General features: G+C 44.6%; 16 protein-coding genes and 1 tRNA gene. 4 read left to right on the plus strand and 13 right to left on the minus strand.

Translation table 11 applies throughout. From position 1 onward, the window contains the following. The first annotated feature begins 13 nt into the window (after positions 1-13). Positions 14-1,741 (plus strand): bifunctional protein-serine/threonine kinase/phosphatase, encoded by a 1,728-nt coding sequence (locus tag F0U83_RS12905; protein WP_138986818.1) that lies wholly within the window; start codon positions 14-16, stop codon positions 1,739-1,741. Between the two features lie 5 nt (positions 1,742-1,746). On the opposite strand, the gene F0U83_RS12910 is transcribed toward F0U83_RS12905, so the two are convergent. Next, positions 1,747-2,142, minus strand: a complete 396-nt coding sequence (locus F0U83_RS12910) for a ribonucleotide reductase subunit alpha (RefSeq protein ID WP_138986817.1) — start codon at positions 2,140-2,142, stop codon at positions 1,747-1,749. A 150-nt stretch (positions 2,143-2,292) separates the two neighbouring features. On the opposite strand from F0U83_RS12910, the gene F0U83_RS12915 reads away from it, so the two are divergent. Next, entirely contained in the window at positions 2,293-2,676 is a 384-nt protein-coding gene (locus F0U83_RS12915) for a YbaN family protein (RefSeq protein WP_138986816.1), read from the plus strand. A gap of 52 nt (positions 2,677-2,728) precedes the next feature. Here the strand turns inward: F0U83_RS12915 and brxL are convergent, their stop codons facing one another. The 12 genes from brxL to F0U83_RS12975 all read right to left on the minus strand — a co-directional run bounded on the left by brxL (position 2,729) and on the right by F0U83_RS12975 (position 19,485). Next, positions 2,729-4,780, minus strand: coding sequence for a BREX system Lon protease-like protein BrxL (gene brxL, locus F0U83_RS12920; RefSeq protein WP_138986815.1), 2,052 nt, complete (start codon positions 4,778-4,780; stop codon positions 2,729-2,731). Between the two features lie 54 nt (positions 4,781-4,834). Beyond that, the gene (gene pglZ / locus F0U83_RS12925; RefSeq protein ID WP_138986814.1) at positions 4,835-7,387 is read right to left on the minus strand and encodes a BREX-1 system phosphatase PglZ type A; all 2,553 of its coding nucleotides are present in this window, start codon (positions 7,385-7,387) and stop codon (positions 4,835-4,837) included. Then, on the minus strand, positions 7,380-8,426 hold the full coding sequence (locus F0U83_RS12930) for a PDDEXK nuclease domain-containing protein (protein ID WP_138986813.1): 1,047 nt from the start codon (positions 8,424-8,426) through the stop codon (positions 7,380-7,382). The genes pglZ and F0U83_RS12930 overlap by 8 nt, the downstream gene beginning before the upstream one ends. After that, a complete protein-coding gene (gene pglX / locus F0U83_RS12935; RefSeq protein WP_138986812.1) occupies positions 8,426-11,929 on the minus strand; it encodes a BREX-1 system adenine-specific DNA-methyltransferase PglX in 3,504 nt (1,167 codons plus the stop codon). Before pglX ends, F0U83_RS12930 begins: the two co-directional genes overlap by 1 nt. Next, complete coding sequence (gene brxC / locus F0U83_RS12940; protein ID WP_138986811.1) at positions 11,929-15,501, minus strand: BREX system P-loop protein BrxC; 3,573 nt, start codon at positions 15,499-15,501, stop codon at positions 11,929-11,931. The genes pglX and brxC overlap by 1 nt, the downstream gene beginning before the upstream one ends. Before the next feature lie 37 nt (positions 15,502-15,538). Beyond that, the gene (locus tag F0U83_RS12945; protein WP_170221747.1) at positions 15,539-16,162 is read right to left on the minus strand and encodes a DUF1788 domain-containing protein; all 624 of its coding nucleotides are present in this window, start codon (positions 16,160-16,162) and stop codon (positions 15,539-15,541) included. A 46-nt stretch (positions 16,163-16,208) separates the two neighbouring features. Further along, positions 16,209-16,796 (minus strand): DUF1819 family protein, encoded by a 588-nt coding sequence (locus F0U83_RS12950; RefSeq protein ID WP_138986810.1) that lies wholly within the window; start codon positions 16,794-16,796, stop codon positions 16,209-16,211. Between the two features lie 33 nt (positions 16,797-16,829). Continuing rightward, positions 16,830-17,006 (minus strand): methylation-associated defense system helix-turn-helix domain-containing protein MAD1, encoded by a 177-nt coding sequence (gene mads1, locus F0U83_RS12955; protein ID WP_138986809.1) that lies wholly within the window; start codon positions 17,004-17,006, stop codon positions 16,830-16,832. A gap of 371 nt (positions 17,007-17,377) precedes the next feature. Further along, a tRNA-Met gene (locus tag F0U83_RS12960) sits at positions 17,378-17,454 on the minus strand. Positions 17,455-17,501: 47 nt separating this feature from the next. Beyond that, complete coding sequence (locus F0U83_RS12965; RefSeq protein WP_138986808.1) at positions 17,502-17,897, minus strand: PilZ domain-containing protein; 396 nt, start codon at positions 17,895-17,897, stop codon at positions 17,502-17,504. Further along, positions 17,894-18,688, minus strand: coding sequence for an OmpA/MotB family protein (locus tag F0U83_RS12970; RefSeq protein ID WP_150036815.1), 795 nt, complete (start codon positions 18,686-18,688; stop codon positions 17,894-17,896). The genes F0U83_RS12965 and F0U83_RS12970 overlap by 4 nt, the downstream gene beginning before the upstream one ends. Continuing rightward, entirely contained in the window at positions 18,685-19,485 is an 801-nt protein-coding gene (locus F0U83_RS12975) for a motility protein A (RefSeq protein ID WP_138986807.1), read from the minus strand. The genes F0U83_RS12970 and F0U83_RS12975 overlap by 4 nt, the downstream gene beginning before the upstream one ends. A gap of 77 nt (positions 19,486-19,562) precedes the next feature. Here F0U83_RS12975 and F0U83_RS12980 point away from each other — a divergent pair, with 77 nt between their 5' ends. Both F0U83_RS12980 and F0U83_RS12985 read left to right on the plus strand, forming a co-directional pair. Further along, a complete protein-coding gene (locus tag F0U83_RS12980) occupies positions 19,563-20,420 on the plus strand; it encodes a DUF72 domain-containing protein (protein WP_138986806.1) in 858 nt (285 codons plus the stop codon). After that, complete coding sequence (locus tag F0U83_RS12985) at positions 20,420-21,043, plus strand: DsbA family protein (protein ID WP_138986805.1); 624 nt, start codon at positions 20,420-20,422, stop codon at positions 21,041-21,043. Before F0U83_RS12980 ends, F0U83_RS12985 begins: the two co-directional genes overlap by 1 nt. Positions 21,044-21,112: the final 69 nt, after the last annotated feature.

Here is a 21,112-nt window from a genome sequence, read left to right on the forward strand (position 1 = left end):
GGGAATAAGCATTATGCACCTGAGCAGTGAAATCAGATTATCCACCGCCCAACAGAGCATTACCGGCCGCAAAGCGCGTAATGAAGACTGCTTGGGCTTTTTTATGCCTATGGGTAATCTGCTAACGACGAAAGGTGCCTGTGGTATGATCGCCGATGGTGTCAGCACAGCTGAGGCGGGAGCCGAAGCCGCTGAGTACTGCGTGCGGGAGTTTATCAATGACTATTTTGACACCCCTGACATTTGGACCGTCAAAAAATCTGCACAAAAAGTCCTCACCTCAATCAATCGCTCACTTTACGCCAGAAGTCATGAATACCTGAGCAGCACTCGGGGGTTTGTTTGTACGTTTTCGGTACTGGTGATCAAATCTCATACCGCTCACCTTTTTCACATTGGCGATAGCCGCATCTATCGTATCCGTGGTGATCATATGGAGTGTTTGACAACCGATCATGTGACCCCTTTGAGCCAAAGCTCCAGTTGCCTCTCACGCGCAATGGGCATGGATACTCATTTGGATATTGATTACCGAAGCGTCGCCATCGAGCCTCACGATATCTTCTTACTAACGACTGATGGCGTTCACGATACGTTACAACCACGAACGATCCAGACCATTATTCATGAATCAGACTCGCTGGATGAGGCCTGTGAAACGCTAATAACTGAAGCCTACAATGCGGGCAGCACTGATAACCTAAGCTGCCAACTGATACGTGTAGATCAAGTGGTTCGAGAAAGTATTGATGACCTCACCGACAAATTAACGGCGCTTCCTTTCCCCCCTGATCTAGAGCCTGGAATGCGCATTGATGACTACGAAATCCTCTCCGAACTCTATGCCAGCAACCGTAGCCAGCTTTATTGCGTAAAGGATTTATCTGATGGCAAAGAGTGGGTCATGAAAACCCCTTCCCAAAACTACAATGATGACCCTGCCTATATTGAGCGCTTTATCATGGAAGAGTGGGTTGGTAGTCGTATAGATAGCCCCCATGTTGTGCGTATCTGTAACTCTAACCGCCCTAAAACCTTCCTTTACTACTTAATGCAAAAAGTAGACGGTATTACGCTGGAGCAGTGGATTGAAGAGAACCCTTACCCGAAACCGGCAGAAGCCATTAAACTGGTTAAGCAGATCGCCAAGGGCCTAAAAGCTTTTCACCAAAGAGAAACGCTTCACCAAGACCTAAAGCCCAGCAACATTATGATTTCAAAAGAGGGGCATATCACACTTGTCGATTTTGGTTCGGTTTATGTCTCAGGTATCGACGAGATATTTGTGCCCATCGAGCGGGATAAAATTCTGGGGACCGTTAACTACTCCGACCCACTGCTAAGACTCGGCCAGAATACAGGTATTAAGGGCGATCTGTTCTCTCTAGCCTGCATAACTTATGAAATATTCACCCATCACCTGCCCTACGGAGAGGGGTTAGAGCGCTGCGAAACGCCACAGCAATTAGAGAAATTAAAATATATACCCTCCGATCGCTATAACCCCATCCTTCCTATTTGGTTTGATCGAGCACTCATGAAAGGCCTCTCCATTAGGCCCGAAGAACGTTATCAATCCATAGAACAGTTTCTGCAGGACGCGACACACCCAAATCCAAGCTTTTTACTACCTAAAAAGGAAGAGAAGCAAACTTACAATATTATTTTTTGGCAGATGATGTCGTTAGTCTGGTTTATCACCTCGATGTTCCTTATCGCCGCTCTTTGGCTACAAGATTAAGATGTTTACCTAGCTTGGAGTAGCACAGGATTTTGCTGACGATCAAGAATCGTATATCCCGTCAGATCTTGCCCCATCATCACATCATTGGCCATCTGATTTAGGTAAGGTTCAGCCGCTTCGGTCGGTGGCGCAACGCCATCGCTCCCTCCTAGGCCAGCGATTAAGACAAAGTTCCAATCCTCAGAAATACCATCGGCCTCTTTAATCAGGGCATCAAAGCTCCGCAGCTCTTCTGGCAACTTATCGACACACATTAATGGTGTAACCGTACCTGTCTCGTTAACAGCGTTTTTTCCTTTTTTCTTATTACCTTCCGCTTTTGCAAATAACATTAACAAACGTTGCGGTTGCTCCTGTTGTTTTGCAGCTTCGATCAACTTTGAAAATTCACCGCTCATAAAACCTCCTTAATAGTACTGCCCACCATTGTTACACAGGAGAGAACAACAGCTTATTCCTCTGAAGGGGTATATCAAGGGCGAGAAAATGCGCTATCTTAAAGCTAACCCCTTGAGTACTGGGCTAAAGAAAATAGCATAAGGAAAAGTATGAGCCGACAGATTATACGTCTGTTATACCTGCTAGCAGGCCTGCTCTGCGTATTGGTAGGGCTAATTGGCGTTGTATTACCACTCTTGCCAACCACACCCTTTTTACTGCTGGCCGCCTTTTGCTTTTCCCGCAGCTCAGAACGATTACACCAGTACCTGCTCAACCATCCCTGGTTTGGCCACCTGATCAGGGATTGGGAAAACCATGGCGTTATCCCCTTCAAAGCCAAACTGCTTGCCACCAGCATGATGCTGGTAATGGTAAGCTACCCGCTGCTTTTCAAAAGCTTCCATTTAGGTTTAAAAGGGCTCGCCGCCGCGACAGTAGTCGGCGCGCTAGTGTTTATTTGGAGTAGACCGTCTGAGCCTGTTACGAAGTGAAATAGGATAAAAGAAGGCAACGAATAGCAACTTTATCATATACTACGTAGAGTTATATCTTGATGTACGTCACTTCGAATGCTTTGCACGCCCGATACTTCTGGTTGCGATTAGCAAGCTGAAACGCATCTCCCATATCGTACTGCTGAAAGATATCGAGCCCTCGGTCTAGGGAGATTTTCCACCCTGTATCAGTAACGATATGCCTAGCATGCTGCGAACCAGTTTTATCAAAGGAATAAGCGAATTTAATGCCTACTGTGAACATTTCACTCTGTATCTTTTCAAAGAACTCCCGTTGTTGATCCCCTTTGAACTCATCCTCAACGGTCACTAAGCTCACTACCACCTCATCTTCTTCTACTTTTCCTTTAACGATAGTTTCGAGCAATTCCATCAGGTTACGCGCTTGGAAAAAGAGACGGATATAAGGGTCAGTAATGGTGATGTGTTTTGCACCCTGTAAATAGGGTGAGAACAGGTCGTCATAAGAAACGCCCCGCTGATTTTCAGAAAAGGTAAGATGCCCTTCTATAGGCTGTTTTTCCTCTACAATTTTTGCTTCAGCCGATGAAGTATCAGATGCCTCCTTTTCGGGCTGTAATTCATGAAGGCTGACGTCGTCACTTGAAACTGTCTTGTGGAAGTAATTTGGGTATTCAAGTTCTTCTAACGTAGCGATGGGCTTTTCTTTACCCGATTTATCAGAATAAGCGAAATTGACATCAGCATACGTCGTATCAATTCTGAATAACTGATCTTTAACCCGCTTCCTGCCTTCCATTGCGAACTTCAAAATTTCTTCGATTTCTTCTGCCGTTGCTCCGCCTTGCGGGAAAAGAATTTTCATCAACCCTGAAAACGTTTTGTTGATAGCATCCCGGTCACGAGTTGATATGTTTGATGAAAGTGTAAAGTACTCTTTATATTGATCTGAATAATCTTGGTTACGAAGGTGGCGCAGAATTTCAGCCAAATAATCCACGACAAAACCGTAGCCATTCGAGAACATTTCGCCACGGATAATATCCACTTCCCAGCCCGGAATATAAAAATGTAAGCGGTCAAGAAAGGCGGAGTCGTAGAACTTCTCTGGCAGTGCATCAAACAAATCTGAATGTTTGAGCATATACGGGAGGCTGTGCTCTGTGTTACCCACAAACACCATGGAAGCATCAGCACCCAAGGTTTCAACACCACGAGAGAATGACTTGTTTGCCATGTAGTTCTTCATGATATCGACAAGGGCTTTATCGACCTTTTTCTGCTTGCCAGCAAACTCATCGAAAGCCACGGTATCCCAATAGCCAACCAAGCCGATCTTTCCAGAAGAGTTGTTGACGAATAACTTTGGCACACTCACTTCACCGCCCGAAAGCAAAATGCCGTGCGGGGAGAATTCAGAGTATATATGAGACTTACCCGTACCTTTTGGTCCCAGCTCAATAAGGTTGTAGTTTCGTTCACAAAACGGAATGAGCCTGACCAACTGAGTCAGCTTGCTACGCTTGCCAAAGTACCCTGGGTTAAAGCCAATGCTCTGGACGAGCACGTCAATCCATTCATCTAAGGAAAATTGACTACGCGCTTCTATGTAGCTGTCATAGTCGAAATGAGACATCTGGATCGGCTTGATCGTGCTTAGTATCCACGGGCTCGCGTCTTTGTCTTCAGTATGTTCATACTCAATATCGGCGATAACCCATACACCACCTACCAATAGTTTGGGATGCTGTTTTACTGTTCCAGAATCGATTAGAACTTTCTTTATGCATAGATTTGCGAATTGGGTTTCATAGCAATCTTTCTTGTCATTCAAGGCGACGCTAACTTTATCGATAACCTTGTGGCGGCCTTTCTCTCGAATAGTCGATCGGATCAGCCCCGCTTCATTCCTATGTACGTAGTGTTTAGCTAGGATTTCTTTTACCGTTTGGATGCCGCTTTCAATACTGTCTTCATCATTCGTTGCGCAATACTGACCAAGCAAATATTCCAGAACATAAGAAGGGACTATTGCATTACCTTTTACGGTTTTAACCAAATCTTTGCGCACCACTAAGCCCGCAAATACATCGCATATTTTTTGGTTTAAGCCTGTCATTCTTTTTCCTCAGAAGTTCCGTCTTCTAGTTTGTTTAGTTCTGCCAACTCACCATTAAAAATCAAAATCACTCGTAAACGAACGCCGAATGGTATAGCGCAGCTCTTTGTATTTTCGATATTGGTTTGAGCCTTCCTCTGGCTCTTCTAGCTTAAGTAACACTTGTTGATTGTTCGCCGCGTCGGCTTCTTGCGTGAGCACAAATCGTAGCTTCAGTTCACGCTCTCGTGGGTTTTCCGAAGTTAAATCAAGTAATACGTCATGCTTATCAGAAATAAGCGTACCGCTCTCGGTATAAATACCTGCCTTAAACTGTCTGGGGCGAATTTTGTCTGTCACAGGTTCGGTCTGATACAACGTAACTGAAAGCTGGCCAGAAGTAATGACATTAGTGCCACCGCGCAATATATCCACTTCAACATAGGTCAGATCGCTCTGACGCTTCTTGTTGATTGATATCACCGGGATAATCACTTCTTGCAACGAAGCACCACCGTGCACAAAGCGGCTACCAGAACCACTTAAACGCAGTCGTTGGATACCTTTCGGAATAACAGCGTGAACATCACCGGATAAGCCCAGTTGTTCGGCAGTAAATGACTTCAAAGACTGGCCACAACTCAGACTTTTGCCTAATACAAAACGCCTATCGTTATACAGCACCTCGCCTTTGACATCGTTTGCCAAAAAGTCACTGTCTTCTAAAGGTTTGTTCTGATAGATAAAGCCATGGTCCGCAGTTATCAGCAGGTTGTTTACATTGGCATTTGCGAGTTTTTTAATGAGCTTCATTAGATCATCAAAGGTTTTTTCTACCGCCTCAAAGGCCTCACCTTCGGACTGCATTTTGTCGCCAGTGTGATCGATGCGATTGTGATAGATATAAACCACATCGTGCGCTTTGATGAGTTCACGGCTTTCAGCAATGGTCATCTCTAGCACTTGCTTGGCTTGCACCGCACCCGCACGCTCAACTAGCGCCGACTTAAGTACCTTGTCGCGATTCTCCGTGCCCTGTGTAGTCTGGGCTCCTGCGCTCACCGTCCCCGATTTATTATCAGCGATATTCAGCAAGGCGTCACCCTGTGGTAAAAGTGAGGCCATGCCAAGTTGCGTATAGCTTGGCAGAGAAGAAAGCGCATGCTCTAGTTTGGCTTGGTAACGATCTTCTTGGCGTACACGACCAACCATCTCTTCACCCGCCTCATAACGGAAGGCATCGGAGATAATCACACAAATCTTGTTGTTCTTATCTAAATAGGGTTTTACCCATTTACTGAAGAACTGGTTTTGAGACGTCACATCAGGTACTTGCCATTTTGTCATGCCATCCACATGGGTTTGCCACGCATTATTCAGCGGCAGCACATAGCGGTTGGTATAAAGATTTTCAATCTTCTCGCTGAGTGAATTAAGCAAGGTGTTCTGAGAAGACGCTTTAAGGCAATAGATATACTGGCGATAGAGCTGATCCAGCTTATACCAGTGGCTAACATAGCCCTGAACAGCTTCACTCGATGTCGCCATATCAAGCGCAATAGCATCCAACAGGGCAAAGAATTGGCTGGCAATATCGACAGCTTCATAAAGAAATTTAAACTCGCCAAACCAGTGACCTTGGCGTCTGCCACGGCACCACAATGTTACTTCACCCTCTGACAAGGTTCGCTGCTCGACAGCCTTCACCAGCTCATAGATCACCTTTTTATCAATCAAACGGAAGTAATCTAGCTCGATGACCTCTTTTAGATTTCGCTTGTTTAGGTCTTCTTCGACCGCTAGTAACTCAGCGTAATTATCCGATAGCGCTTCGAACACCTCTTGGTGTGTACGGCTGTCTTTCCAGCGTTTAAAAAACACTAAGGCATCACTGGATAGATTAATGCCATCGCCATTGAGTGACGAGTTTACGCCCATAGAATAGCAAGACTTAAATAGCTCAATCGCAAAGTCTTTTACCGTGGGCTGCTTACTGGTATAGCCATAAAAACGCTCTACTTGCTGCCACAAAAAGCCATCTAATTCACAACGCTGTATCAATCCGAACAGCGCCTGCTTTGGTTTTACCAACTCCGCCAACAAAGCTTCAAGTATTACATCAATACGCGCATCAGCCAGTTGAGTAGCATCAACGCACACAGCCAGCATTTTTAACCGCACTTTACTGAGAGTATCCTCATTATTGAGTAGCTTTTTAAGCGTAACTTTCCGTTTTTCCGCTTGTACCTTAGCCTTTGCGGTATCAAAAAAAGCGGTATGCTTTTCTACAATTTCAGTAAACTCATTTGGTAACTCAAGTTCACTTAGCCAAATCGCTACCTGATCGGTTCTAAAGGTCGTGTTCGCCAGCTCAACATCTAACAGCCAGTTCTGTAGAGGCTCTGGCTGCTTACCTTCTTTGTAAACCAAGAAGGATTGTTTTGGTGCCTCACGCAGCAGTTTGTGTTTAATGCCAAATTCGTTATTCTGAATTTCCAGCTTTTCAACGCCCTCCATAGCAAGGGCTTCAAAAGCATCGCGCAGCTCTTGCTTATCGTCATACCAGAACACGATACGGTGCTTTTGAAATAAACGACTGATGGCTTGTTGAATACGGTTTTCAGTCATTATTCAGCCCTAGCTCTCGCTCAATACGTTCAATACTTGGCAGCTGATCTTCTAAATCGGCTGGCAGCGACTGGGCTAACTGATACTCGGCAATACCAATGGGTTTACTGTTGTCGCGCAAGGCGTATTCCGCAACCACCTTGTTGCGCGTTTTACACAACAATAAACCAATGGTTGGGGCATCGGCATCGGTTTTTACTTGGCTATCTACCGCCGACAAATAAAAGTTTAACTGGCCAGTATGCTCAGGTTTAAAGGCACCCGCCTTTAGCTCAATAACAATGTAGCAGCGCAGTTTTAGGTGATAAAAAAGAAGGTCGATGTAAAAGTCATCGCCCGCCACCTCAAGATGCACCTGCTTGCCTACAAATGCAAAGCCGGCACCCAACTCCAATAAAAACTGGCTAATGTGTTGCGTTAAGGCACGTTCAATATCGCGCTCTTTCGATTCAGCACCAAGGGATAAAAAATCAAATATATACGGGTCTTTTAAGGTTTGTTGCGCTAATTCTGATGTAGCCTCAGGCAACGACACTTTAAAATTAGTGGTTGCCGCCCCTTGGCGTGTGAGCAGATTGGATTCAATATGGTGCACCAATACATTGCGTGACCAGCCGTGCTCTATGGCTTGCGTAGCATAAGCCAAACGTTGTTCGGTATCTTTTATTTTACTGAGCAAGGCTAAATTGTGCCCCCAAGGCAATTGTCCAACAGCCTGTTGGACAATTGCATCTTGATTTAAATCAGGCCAAGCATCAGCAAAAGCACGCATATGCATTAGGTTTGCGCGAGAAAAACCTTTCAACTCAGGAAACGCCCGCTTTAAATCCTGCGCCAACTGCTTAACCACCTTCGCGCCCCAGCCTTGCGCTTGTTGTTGAGTTAAAATTTCATGGCCTATATGCCAATACAATTGTACCAATTCACGATTAACAGCTAAGGCCGCACCGCTTTGCGCTCCCTGAATACGCGTTTTTAAATCCGCAAGCCAGGGCGCGTAGCCGTTGGGCATAGTGGGGGTTTGAGTATTTTTCACCATCAACTCAACCCCGCAATTTTCTTAAGTGCCTTGCCAAATTTTGGGTAGTTGGCTTTTACGCCATCATCCAAATCAATCTCAATATTTTGGCCAGCCAAGGGGTAGAGAATATCGCGCTCGTAGTCATTCACCTCATCCAAGACTTTCTTGATTTTATCGATAGCCTTAATCGCTTGCGTTTTTTCTTTCGGGCTACTCGAGCCGCTTATTTCAACTTGCTCGTAGCTTTCTTTACGCGCTTGCAGCTTCGTGCGGAATTCTCGGAGATAGTCGTTTAATACAACGCTTACGGTATCGGAGCGATAGCGATGCATATAGATCAAGGCATTAAAGGTGCCTTTGGGGCTAGAAAAGAGCCAATAGATTGGACGTTTTTTATAACGTTTTACGTGGTCGGCATAGAAGTCTTTAACGAAGTACTTCTTGATGTCTTTTCCGATGGCTTCTTCGACAAAAACTAAGTTATCAACGAAGTGCTCTTCGCCGAAGGTGACTTTTAGAAATTCTTTAAAGCGTTCGCTGATATCATCTTCGAACCAGTCGCCTTCGAAGTCGATCATTGGGGTGACATTATCTTCATCCGGCATATATTTTAGCCTGGGGCAGTGTTCCATAAATTCTTTTAGAGTTTTCGACCTATCAGCAATAACAAGTCCTTCCCCATCAAGGGAATAACGCCCATGCATACAACCAACGGAATAAGATATGAAATCTCTAATCGCATCACCCTTAAGCATTTTCTCCTTCTTTACACTTTCCTTGGACGCACTGTACTTAAATTCAGGGTTAATATTCAGAGTAATTTCATCTAACGAGACCTCAGCCGAAACCTCTTCTTCAACGTCATAGGCGTTAATAAATCTTGTATTGATGTCTACTTCGAGCTGCTGCAATTCAACAACCAACGCCTCCCATGATTCCTTACAGCATTTATATGCTTTCGCTATCGAATCATTTTCCTCGGCATATTCAAGAAGTGGGTTCTTTCTAAAGTCCATTGACAACTCAAAGCAATCCCAGTCAATCTTGGAGATTTCGACACAGCGTTTAACCTGCGACACGACATTAACCGACTCAAACGGTATGCTTTTCACTATTCCGGGACTGACATTCATAGTGGGATTAAGAAGTCTCACAAACAGCTCTGACAATTTTGTGTTAAGAAAACCTAACAAAGAATAGTCAACTTGCGCAGACTCGCTGCGACTAAATATTGCCAAGCCCGCAGTGTTAAACGAAAGTCCTTCTGGGTAGTATCGAAACCCACTTTTATCGGAAGTTATCTTACTCCAGCCGATCATTTCTCTAAAAAAGTAATCGACCCCATCGTTTCTAAACCCCGGCAATTTCTTCATGTTAACAACATTGTTCTCACCATACTTAAGGACATATTCTATGTTGCCGTACCATTTTCTAAATTCACCACCTTTGTTGTGCGGTGAAAAATACTCTTGCTCATCTTTGCACCCAAAATAAATTCTTGAATACCCAACCTCGTGCCAATAGAACAAATATTTTTCATTATCTCCGGTCGTCAACCCAGACTTAACCTCATAACCTGTCCCTATTAATTCTTTCTCTTTAAAAGAACTCACCAACCTACTACTAATCCAGTAAGCTATAGGGCAGCCACTAATTACACGAAACTTTTCTGAAGAGGTTGTGTAAAACCAACTACAGTTTTGATCGCGCAAGGCCTGTAACAGCAATCGTGCTTTTTCTGCTTCTGACTTCCCATCAACTAAACGAACAAAGTGGCCTTTACGCTGCGGATTACTCCCTTTCTCTAAGACATACGCAGTAGTTGAGACCACCTCACCACCAATGCTATCAAATGCCCTTGCACCCAGATGACACATAGAGGTAATAGTTGCCATTCTTAGTAACTTATGACGCAACCTTTCAAACGATGATAAAAACATCCAGCTCTGCATATTTATCATTGCTGAAAACCCTTTATTGACCGTCAAACCAATATCGCGCTCTATGAACATTGCGAATAGGTCTGACTTACTATCGGGGAAATTATCTTTTGCCCACTTAGCCAATCTAGGATTCATACCCTTTCCACCCATGTAGGGAGGATTAGCGACAACTACATTATATTTCTGAGACAGGTAATCAGCCTGATCTATAGCTCGTAAAACGCGTTTGTGAATTTCTGCCAAAAACAACTGTCCCGAAACATCTTTTGCATCTAAATCAGCTCTTACATCCTCAGCATACTTTAAGGTTGGTTGAATTAAAGAGCCAAAATTGTCAGCCTCTTCAAATTCTTTTAAGGTAGTTCGCAAGTCTTGGGTAAACAGGTCTCGACCGACAAACTCAATATATTCATTCAGCTCATCGCTGTTGAAGGCAATACTTTCTATGCGACAAACATTGGGTTTGATTGGGTTACGGAAGAAACGGCGACGATTATTACTGTCATCATTCGGATTACCCTTGAGCGCCTTCATGGACAGCGCAAATGCGGCCAGTTCTGCGGCGCGTTCATCGATTTCTATGCCGTATAGATTCTTAGTGAGTATTAGCTCTGGGATATCAACGGGATCGTAACCAGCATCCAGATAGATAGAGTAAAGCAAGTCGTAGGCATAGGTCAGCATATGACCTGAACCACAGGCTGGGTCGCAGACTTTGATCTCTTCAGGGCTGGTGATCTTAAGATAGTCAGACTCTTCTTCAACGGGCTTTATGTAATACTCCATCTGCTCAATGACTTTTGAGCTTGGATTATTCAACATCCACAAGCGGCCTAATGAATTCTCAACCAGATAACGTACAATCCAGTGCGGGGTGAATAGCTGTGTAGCCGCTGGGATGTTCTCGGGTGTGATCTTTTTGTTTTTCTTTAACCCTTCAAAAACCTGATCTTTTTTCTCTGAGATATAGAACTGATAAAGCCAACCGATACATTCAACAGATTCACAGGCTTCTGGCGTCATTGCCTCGCGGGTGTAGGCAAGTATGGAGTTGCCCGACAACAAGTCATCAGGCATTAGCAATTCTGTGTAGTCTTCAATGCGCTCGAAGAGGTATGGCATGATGCGGTGGTAATCATTACAGACCGAGACAATCAGTAAGCGATAGGCTTCTGATTGCCCATCTCGACTTTTTATAGAGCCATTCAAGAGACCAAAGATTTTCTCTCTAGATGAATCATTGACCACACCCTCATCAATATGACCTGCTTTGGCTTCTGCCAGTATTTCTGGCTGGAACTGCCCTTCTGCGGGAGACAACACACCTATACGGTTATAACCATTCACATCCATAAAACGAAGCGCACAAAAGCGGTTGAACCAGACGTATGCCACCTGCTCAATCAGTTGTTCTTTGCCTTTTTGCTTTAATCCACCCTCTAGCTTTGCGACAACCTTGGGAAGCTCACGGCGCTCCGAGCTTTCCTCTTTTAGTACCTGCGCAAGCTTGCTACCCACCTGTTCAATGAGGCTTCTACGGGCAAATTGTGCGAATTTTTTGAGTTTTGAGGTTTCCATTACAACTGCACCTTCTTACCTTGCTTAATTTCTTCCACCAAAGCATCGCGGTATTTAGCAAGATATTCATCGATATCGGCTTCGTCGGCTAGCCAAGGCTTGCGGAAGTTAACTTGGATATTTTTTGCAGATACTGTTGCTGGTTTGAACTGCTTCTCTACTGCTGGCTTTGAATCAACCTTATTCTCAGTTGACTCCGGAGACTGCCCCTCGCTTGGTGATTTAGGCTCAACACTTTCAACTGGGCCAGCGAGTTTCTCGGATTCCGGCTGGTTCCACTCCATAAGTTGTTGTACAAGAGAGGCGTAACGTTGATCTTCAAAGCGGCGAGCTTCATCGCGAATCATCGCAATCAGGGACTGTCTCGTAACTTTAGATTCAACCTCATCAAAAGCAGCTCTTAACGTGGCCTGCTTATCCGCCTCTAACTTTTGAAATTCCCCGTAGCCCAGCAACTTGGCTTTTAGCGCTTCAATTACGGTTTGTGCTTGGTTGCGCTCAGCGTCAATCTGGGTTTCAATTTTCTGTTGAAGTGCCGCACAATCTGCTTTGAGTTGCTGAACGGCAGAGCCCTTATAAATAGTTGGATCAACCAAGGCCTCTCTCAGGCTTTGGGGTTCGTCGCCTTTGACATATTCCAGATTGGGCTTTTGATCTTCGAGTAGCTTTCTTGCCTCATCGAAACTTTCTTTATTTGGCCCTTTCATGAATTTCAAAATTGGGTCAATGGTCTTCTCTTTATAGTCAAACCACTTGTCTTCTTGCGAGGCTAGCTCGGACATGAACCATGTATATGGCTTAGATTTCAGCTCTTGCAACTCGGATACAATAGGGCTTAAGGCGCGTAAAAATGGATACTGTGTCGCCTGCGCCAAACGCTTGTCTAATTCAATTGCCTGCTCAGCAAAGCCTTCTTGAACCTCTTTCGCTAGCGCCTTCACTTCGGTTGCATGTGCGACTTTTTCAAAGTAGTCGTTATAGAATTCTTTTACCTTACGAATCTGTGACTGACTAAATTCAACCTGCGGATCAAGAATCAAGTTTCCGTGTGAAGCAGTATTTCTAAGCGCCCGCGATAGCTCTGCGTCATCCAGTAAGTTGGTGGATTCTCGAACTTCAATCTTGGCTCTGCCGCACAAGTGCGCCAGCGTGCATAGCACGGCTGCGAATGACCAGCCATAAGGTTTAGATTCAAACTTTTGAAGCAGGCTTTTAACCGTAGTGCGTATGCCCCCACGATTATTGCTCTGAATAAACGACAGCATCTCTTGTTGCGGCTCAGGCAACTGTGTTTCCTCACCGAATAAGCCTTGCTCGGCTTGAGTGAGAATTTCCGCTATTTGAGCTTCACTGTATTGCGCGCTGCGCAGCATTTTTAGATTTGGGTATGTGTGCTTAATTAGCTCACCAAAAGCCCTTATCATTTTACTTTGGCCGTCTTCACCGCTCAGCTCCAGCTCTTGCCCTGCAACAAAATACTTTGCTGTTCCCACTAGCTTGGAACTCAACTGCTTTAGCTGATTGAGCCTCTCAGTATTCTGGGAGCCTTTTTCAGCGAGAATTCGCTTTATGCTGTCTTGTTGAGTGGTTCTTGTCTCATGGGCAACATATTTCTCAGTTTGCTTATACAAGATCAGGTCTCGAACCAGCCTCTCACTTTCTGGCAGGACGATACGCAGTTCATCATTAAAGACAGTATCTGACTTGTGCTTTTCAAAAGCATCACGATGATCATGAAATGAAGTGATCACGTTGATCGCTAATTCGTATTCACGGCCACTTAGATTGTCATCAAGCCGCTTGGTAAAGGGGTAGTCTTGGCCGTTTTCATCCCAACGAATTTTTCGCGTTTTCAGTACACCATCGTAAATCAGCTTTTCCAGCTCTGACGCTACAGCAGCATTGTCTACCTCAGTATTCTTGATTTCCTGCTCTACATCTTGCTCTTCATCCGTCAGGTATTCGAAAAAGTCGCCATTACGTTGAATATATGTCTCTTTCTCAAGAATATTTAAAGCCTCTTCTACTTGCAGTTTGAGAGACGGGATATCGCGCTCGAAACTATCATGCATTAATACGCAGAGATTTCGAATAGTTGGCTTAAATTCCTTGATGTATTTCACAAGGAACAACGCTTTTAATAGCCGAATAGCGAATTGATTATCGAGATTCTGCTCGGCTTTTAGAATGGACTGCTGGGTCGCGGTTTTTAATGCCGTTCGAATTCCTTCAAACATTAAATCAAACGTCGCTAGCTCTCCTAACTTATGACTTTTGATTGCGATAGCAACTTGTTGGAAGACACCCAGCATAGAGCGTTCACCCACCGAGCTGTGCTTCCCTTCAAATGCACTGTGAGTTGACAAGTTTTGTATAGCCGATTGAAACAACGTGAATTGATAGGGCACAAAGGGGTAGCACTGAATAAAGTGCTCACGATCTCGATAGTTTCGGTAGGTTGCCGAGCCATCAGCAAAATCAAACAAGGTTTTAAAGTTATTTTCTTGCTGGTGGAACAAATCACTGAGCTGCTCGATATACTCTTCACGCTTCTCAAGCAAACGTAGTTGAATGACTTCTGCTACGTCTTGGCTCGTTAACTTCATTCTGTTTTTAAAGCGGGCTTGGATTTTGGTGAAGTCATTGCTCTGCTGCTTGCTAGTTTCACCCACCACCGACGACATATCTTCTTGTGCTGTTACGATGATCCATGCCTGACCATGGCATTTAGTCGCCAAGCTTTCAGCAACCGTTTGCAAGTTGGTCATGAGTTTGACGTTATCGGCGATGTATTGACCAACCTCATCAACAAAGAAGTTCAGCCTGAACTCTGGCTCTTTATTATCGATATAAACTTTTACTTGATCGGCAAAATCTTCGATTGATAGTCGATAGTCTTGACGGTACTTATCCAATATCCTTGTGACAGATTGGCCGGATACTTCCGAATAGGCACTATCTACGGAGTCTGCCATTCGCTTGGCACGGGCTCGGCCTTTATCCCAATCCATACCACTGACATTCTGGAATGCACTTTTAAATGCCTCAAAATGGCCGTCTGCATCCAGTTCTCGCTCGAACTGGGCGATATAAGCCTGCTTTCCGTAGTAACCGCAGTGTTCATCAAATACTTTTACAAACACTGCAATTAAGGCATCAATTTCAGTTTTACTGATGACGTCTGCCTTTTGGTCGATGTTGAAGAGAATACTTTCAGAAGGAATTGAGACCGCACGCTTTAGGTCGTTCGCAAATATGCCCCCTTCATTGAGCGGTTGTTTCTCTAGGAATATATCTAGAGGCGCAATGTCTTCGATAGGCTTGTTTTCCAATAGCAAAGCGAGCATTTTCAGTAAATGGGATTTACCAGAACCAAAGAAGCCTGATACCCAAACACCGTTAGCACCTTGGTAGTTAAGGTAGGCATCAAGAAATAAATCAAGTCGCTTAGCGACTTCGTTAGTTATGACATATTCATCAAGCTCGACATAGAGTGAAACGTCATCATCAGCTTTGATTACACCCTCGATAGGGCGGTCTACAGCTTTTACGAATAGGTTTTCTAATTGCATATTTATCCCTTACCACCTATTTAGAGTCGCTCTACGCTTATATTGCACGGTCTAGTATATTGAACGCCCTGTAATACTTGTCATCTTGCAAACTCCCAAACAAAACTAAGGATGCCCCACTTTCCAACGAATGCTGGTACTCTCCCGGAAAAAACATTAACGTTGGTTTATCTTTCGCTGTTTTTTGCAAGTTATTTAAAATGTTATGTGACCTTATATAGGGGAATACCTCTCCTATACCTGTTAGCAGCATTAAGTCATGTTTTTCATCTGCCACTCTTTTCGCTATTTCCGGCGTTATGACGGTTTCAATATCTAGAATGCCTTGAAGCTCTTCTTTTAGCTCTTCTCTGGACATCTTCTGCTCATTTTCTAATATCCAATCCCAGTCGCCTTCACGCTTCAATAATTCAACCACTAAGTCATACAGGTTTATTTCCAGCGTTTTTATCTTTTTATCCTCAAGGTCATTGCGAAGTTGTTTTGTTAATTGCGTTATATCTTTCTGAATAGATGGCTCATAAGGACAGATATGAAAAGGGACTTCATTGTTCAAGCCCTCATTATTCAAAAACGCGTCACTAGAGATGACCTTCATAAGATGCTCTTGGCATTCCTGAAGATTCCTAGTGTTTATCGTTGTGTGCTTTAATTTTTTCATCGCGCTTTCTTATTCATATCCGCAGCCCAATTTACAATCATTGCTCTTAACCATTGCCGAGAAAGAGTCTTAAATCACCAGATGCTTTACCAATCACTTGGCACAACTGCTCATTGAATATTTGATGCATTAATTCATTCCCATCCCCAACAAAACCGCACTCACGCAGCATTTTAAAAACCACTTGCCGCGCCTTTGCTTTTGTTTGTCGCGAGGCTGAATCCAAATTATCGTGCCACTCAGCCTTCGCATTAAAAAATGCATCATAGTCTTCATGAGTCAACAAAAACCGTGCTGAGTCATATTGGGGAACGATGACCTCAATGGTAAAGTCATAAATAAATTGGTATTGGCGGCAAATAGCCAACCAAACTAAAGCCTTTTTCTGTGCTTCAGTACCAGTAGCCAGTAGATTTAACTGATCATCAGTTAGGTGCTTCAGCCTTCTAGAAACTTCTCCATAGAGCTTTTTCAAGGTACTCTCAGTACGTGACTGAAAGCTATTTTCAGCCATTACTCTGGATCGAACTTCAGGCCAGCCCTGAAGCTCTGCATACAAACTAGCCACTAGCACTGATTCATGCATCAGCGCCGCGCCAGTTGTGAAACTAAGAGTATATTTTGCTCCGCTCACTATTTATTAAACCTCAAACATACCGACATCTGGCTAGTTTTTAACCTTCTGTTCTTCTATCCACTTTTCTACATCCTCCTTCTTAAAGCGCCAACTACCACCCACTTTAAAACCGGGGAGCTTACCTTCTGAGGCCAAACGATATGCGGTTTTCTCAGCGAGCTTCAGGTATTCAGCTACTTCTTTTAAGGTCAAGATTTCATCACTCATAACATCATCCACTTCTAGACTATTGGGAGGATATGAGAAAATTGAGGAATTAACAACTAGATAGAGAACTTAGGAGAAACTAGAACGTTCCTAAGAAAAACTGGTTTATGCATTAGAATACCTTAACGAACTTTAAACAGAAGGATATACGTCTTTAAGGCTTTGGAAGAATTGTTAAAGGGCAGGCAAGCGCTATTTCTGGTTGCTTAGCGGACACATTTAAAAAATAGTGAAACTATATGGTTAATTTTCAAGCATGAATGAAAGTGATGTTAGGGGATGTGCCAAATCAGTGCCAAAAACACCGCAAATTTACAAACCCCAGACACAAAAAAAGCCTATCAATAAACTATTGATAAGCCTCTTAAAATTGGTAGCGGGGGCTGGATTTGAACCAACGACCTTCGGGTTATGAGCCCGACGAGCTACCAAGCTGCTCCACCCCGCATCAAATTGTGGAGCGTATATTATAGGCATCATTCACCTTATGCAACCTTATTCTCCACTATTTTTACGCTTCTCTGCTTCTTGCGCTTTTTGTCTGCGGATTGCACGTTTTTGGCATTCGACAATCAAGGTTGTGATGTTGCTTACGTCTTTTTCCGTTATCCCAACAAACTCGCCGCTGTATTCTGGTGGCTTACGCCAGATGAGTTTCAACGGACAGTGAATTTCGTAGTCCTTATCGGTGGTAAAGCTCAGGGTGATCGGGTAGACCTCTTTTTTAACGTCACCTGCGTATTGGAACGCAACACCGTGTGCCGAAATATCAACAATATTCACCCGAACCCCAGCAACCTTTAGGCTTACAGGGTCATCTTTAGCAGGTACGACCCTAAAGTTCCTACGCTGTGTTTCTTGGTCGGTATCTATTTCTATAACGGGTTTCACTGCTTTATCTTCTCCAGCACAAACTCTATACGACGATTATTAGCACGCTGCTCTGGCGTATCATTGGGGTTGATAGGTAGGGAGTCGCCATACCCGGTTGCCGTGACCCGCTCTGGGTCAACACCTCCCCGTATGAAGTAGCGCAGCACTGTGGTTGCGCGCACAGCGGATAGCTCCCAGTTAGAAGGGAACTGAGCGGTCTCTATGGGGATGTCATCAGTATGACCCTGTATGCCCACTTTAAATTCAGTATTTTTCTCCAACGTACCTAGAATACCGTCAAGTATTGGCATCATCTGTCTGTTAAAAGCGGCATCTCCCGATTCGAACAGGACTTCGCCTTTGACTCTGACTTTTATTTTTCCATCTTTGGGCGCACCCACTTCGACGGCATCGGTTACCCCCATCGTGGCAAATACATCTTTCAGGCTATTTGACAGATAGGTTAAATCTTCAGGCTTCTCTACGCTGGACTTCTCAGGCGGTTGGTATTCGGGCGCTTCTTCAACGATAACGTCCGGCTGTTCGAGGGGTTTAGAGTTGGTGGGCTCAAAGCTATCTGGCATCTCAATAGACGGTACTCTGAGTTCTTCGGGTAATGGAATGATACTTCCACCCGTATCCCCTATCGCTAATTGGAAGGAGCGCACAGTCGTAGCGAACTGTTCTTTTTCCACTGTCGAGATAGAAAACAGCAGGACAAAAAACACTAAGAGCAGCGTCATCAAGTCAGCAAACGTGGTAATCCAACCAGGCTCCTGCTCATCCATAATGACTCGGCGGGCACTCACTGCTTAGCTCCTTTTTTGGCAGCCTCTTTTTTATCGGATTGGTTAAAGATGGATTTTCGCTCTCGCTCGGGAAGATATGAGGATAACTGCTCATATACATGCGCATAGTGATCGTTTGTAAGAATACTGATGCTGCCCTCGCGTATGATCTCCAGATTGGTGACTTCAAGTAGCGTTCTGGCCTTTAGCTTACCCGCGATCGGCAAAAATACCATCGTAGAAAGCAGCGATCCATAAAAGGTTGTCAGTAGTGCTACCGCCATAGCAGGGCCAATGGTATCCGGGTTGTCTAATTCGCTGAGCATCTGTATCAAGCCGATCAGCGTACCCAACATACCAAAGGCTGGGGCATAACCAGCCATTTTTCTGAAAACATCTTGTACCGAGAAGTGGCGAGCCATAAGGGAGTCGATTTCATTTTGCAGTGTGTTGCGAATCACTTGCTCAGAGGCGGCTTCTGATAGCAAATTACAGGCTCTTTTTAAAACAGGTGAGTCGGTTTTAACATCCCCTAGTTTCAGTAAACCATGTCGGTGGCTGATTTTACTGAGTTTGATCATGGTATCGATCATTTCAGACGGATTAGTTTTATCTTGCGTGAATACAATATAGGCACCTTTGAAGGCGTTCATCACATCGCGAAACTGAACCGTTAAGAGCGTCGCCGCCATCGTGCCGCCGATGACAATCATAAGCCCTGGCACATTGACAAATATATCCGCATTCCCGCCAATCAATATTGCTGATACGATGAGGGCTAGGCCGGATAAAATGCCTAAAAGGGATGCAAAATCCATTAAGTCAGAAACTCCCGTCTCTTATTTGATTTCAATACTTGCTTGAGTATAGCAGGTGTTCAGTACACCATAGATTGATGAATCAAGAACCACCAAAATACTTTATTGGATTAACTCAGTGGCACCATCCCGATTGGTATGCTGAGCGCGCCACAACAACATCGGCCTTAAGCACCTATGCTCGCCACTTTAACAGCGTGGAGGGTAACAGTAGCTTTTATGGCTTACCTAGCGCCACCACCATTGACGAGTGGCAGACGCGTAGCCCCTCACACTTTCGCTTTTGCTTTAAGTTTCCCAACACCATTACGCATCAACTTAAGCTTAGGCATTGTGATCGGCCACTGGCGGAGTTTCTTAAGCGTATCAGCCCACTAGAACACAAACTGGGGGTGCTATGGCTGCAAATGGGCGCTAGCTTTTCGCCGAGTGATATTCTGCAACTGGAACGCTTTTTGGCGCATTTACCCACAGACTACGCGCTCGGCATAGAAGTACGCCACCCGGGATTTTTCCTTAAGGATGATACGGAAAAGCAATTTAATCGACTGCTCATGGAGTATGGCGTTAATCGCATCACCTTTGATACTCGCCCTTTATTCAAGCATCCAACATCCGATGACGCCACCCAAGAGGCACTAAATGTAAAGCCGAGAATGCCGGTTCATGTGATCGCAACAGGTCAGCAACCGTTTGTGCGTTTTATCAGCCCGCTAGACTTAACGTTAGGTCAGGCATATCTCCAACCTTGGATCAATAAAACCCTACAGTGGATCGATGAGGGCCGCACACCCTATCTGTTTTTTCATACACCCGACAATCGTGAAGCTCCTGAGCTTGCACTGTATTTTTCTCAAACACTCCATCAACTTCGCCCCGATATTGCGGCGATCTCACTCTGGGATAGAGATATCCCCCAACCGGAGCTTTTCTAATGCAGCTTATCTATATCATGGATCCCATGTGCAGCTGGTGTTGGGCTTTCTCTCCCACACTAAAATCCATAAAAAATGTCCATCCTGAGTTGCCTATCACCTATGTCATGGGAGGGTTAGCACCCGACTCCGATGAGCCAATGCCCGAGGAGCAAAAACACTATATCGCTTCAATATGGCAGCAAATTGCTGAGCGAACTCAAACGACTTTCAACTATGACTTCTGGACACAGTGCATCCCCAGACGCAGCACATGGCGCGCTTGCCGTGCAGTCATTAGCGCAGAACAGCTACAGCCTGGCATTTCAGGCGATATGATACAGGGCATACAGGAAGCCTATTATCTTCATGCAAAGAACCCCTCAGATCGAGAGACACTAATCACTGTTGCTACTGACCTAGGGCTGGATTCGAACGCGTTTGCAAGCCGCTTAGATAGTGACGCAACCCAGAAAGAACTCTCACAGCAGATGCAGCTAGGGCAACAGCTGGGGGCGCAAGGCTTTCCTTCGTTACGCTTAGTGCATGAAGAAAAGGTTTATCGGGTAAGTGATGGATATACAGACGCCGAAACGCTTAAGGCACGGCTTGGGGATCTTATAAAACAGCTCAGCAATGCATAACAAGGGAAGGAAAACAGAGAAAGTTTGTAAGATAGAGCGGAAGCCTATGGCTTCCGCTAAGCGACTCAA

It is taken from the genome of Neptunomonas concharum (genome assembly GCF_008630635.1).
Classification (GTDB): Bacteria; Pseudomonadota; Gammaproteobacteria; order Pseudomonadales; family Balneatricaceae; genus Neptunomonas; species Neptunomonas concharum.

Excerpts from the sequence above, each read along its gene's own strand:
- F0U83_RS12915 (WP_138986816.1), top strand. The coding sequence starts at position 2,293 with ATGAGCCGACAGATTATACGTCTGTTATACCTGCTAGCAGGCCTGCTC.
- mads1 (WP_138986809.1), bottom strand. The coding sequence starts at position 17,006 with ATGAGTGATGAAATCTTGACCTTAAAAGAAGTAGCTGAATACCTGAAG.
- F0U83_RS12905 (WP_138986818.1), top strand. The coding sequence starts at position 14 with ATGCACCTGAGCAGTGAAATCAGATTATCCACCGCCCAACAGAGCATT.
- F0U83_RS12975 (WP_138986807.1), bottom strand. The coding sequence starts at position 19,485 with ATGGATTTTGCATCCCTTTTAGGCATTTTATCCGGCCTAGCCCTCATC.
- brxC (WP_138986811.1), bottom strand. The coding sequence starts at position 15,501 with ATGCAATTAGAAAACCTATTCGTAAAAGCTGTAGACCGCCCTATCGAG.
- brxL (WP_138986815.1), bottom strand. The coding sequence starts at position 4,780 with ATGACAGGCTTAAACCAAAAAATATGCGATGTATTTGCGGGCTTAGTG.
- F0U83_RS12980 (WP_138986806.1), top strand. The coding sequence starts at position 19,563 with ATGAATCAAGAACCACCAAAATACTTTATTGGATTAACTCAGTGGCAC.
- F0U83_RS12930 (WP_138986813.1), bottom strand. The coding sequence starts at position 8,426 with ATGGTGAAAAATACTCAAACCCCCACTATGCCCAACGGCTACGCGCCC.
- F0U83_RS12985 (WP_138986805.1), top strand. The coding sequence starts at position 20,420 with ATGCAGCTTATCTATATCATGGATCCCATGTGCAGCTGGTGTTGGGCT.
- F0U83_RS12945 (WP_170221747.1), bottom strand. The coding sequence starts at position 16,162 with ATGAAAAAATTAAAGCACACAACGATAAACACTAGGAATCTTCAGGAA.
- pglZ (WP_138986814.1), bottom strand. The coding sequence starts at position 7,387 with ATGACTGAAAACCGTATTCAACAAGCCATCAGTCGTTTATTTCAAAAG.
- pglX (WP_138986812.1), bottom strand. The coding sequence starts at position 11,929 with ATGGAAACCTCAAAACTCAAAAAATTCGCACAATTTGCCCGTAGAAGC.
- F0U83_RS12910 (WP_138986817.1), bottom strand. The coding sequence starts at position 2,142 with ATGAGCGGTGAATTTTCAAAGTTGATCGAAGCTGCAAAACAACAGGAG.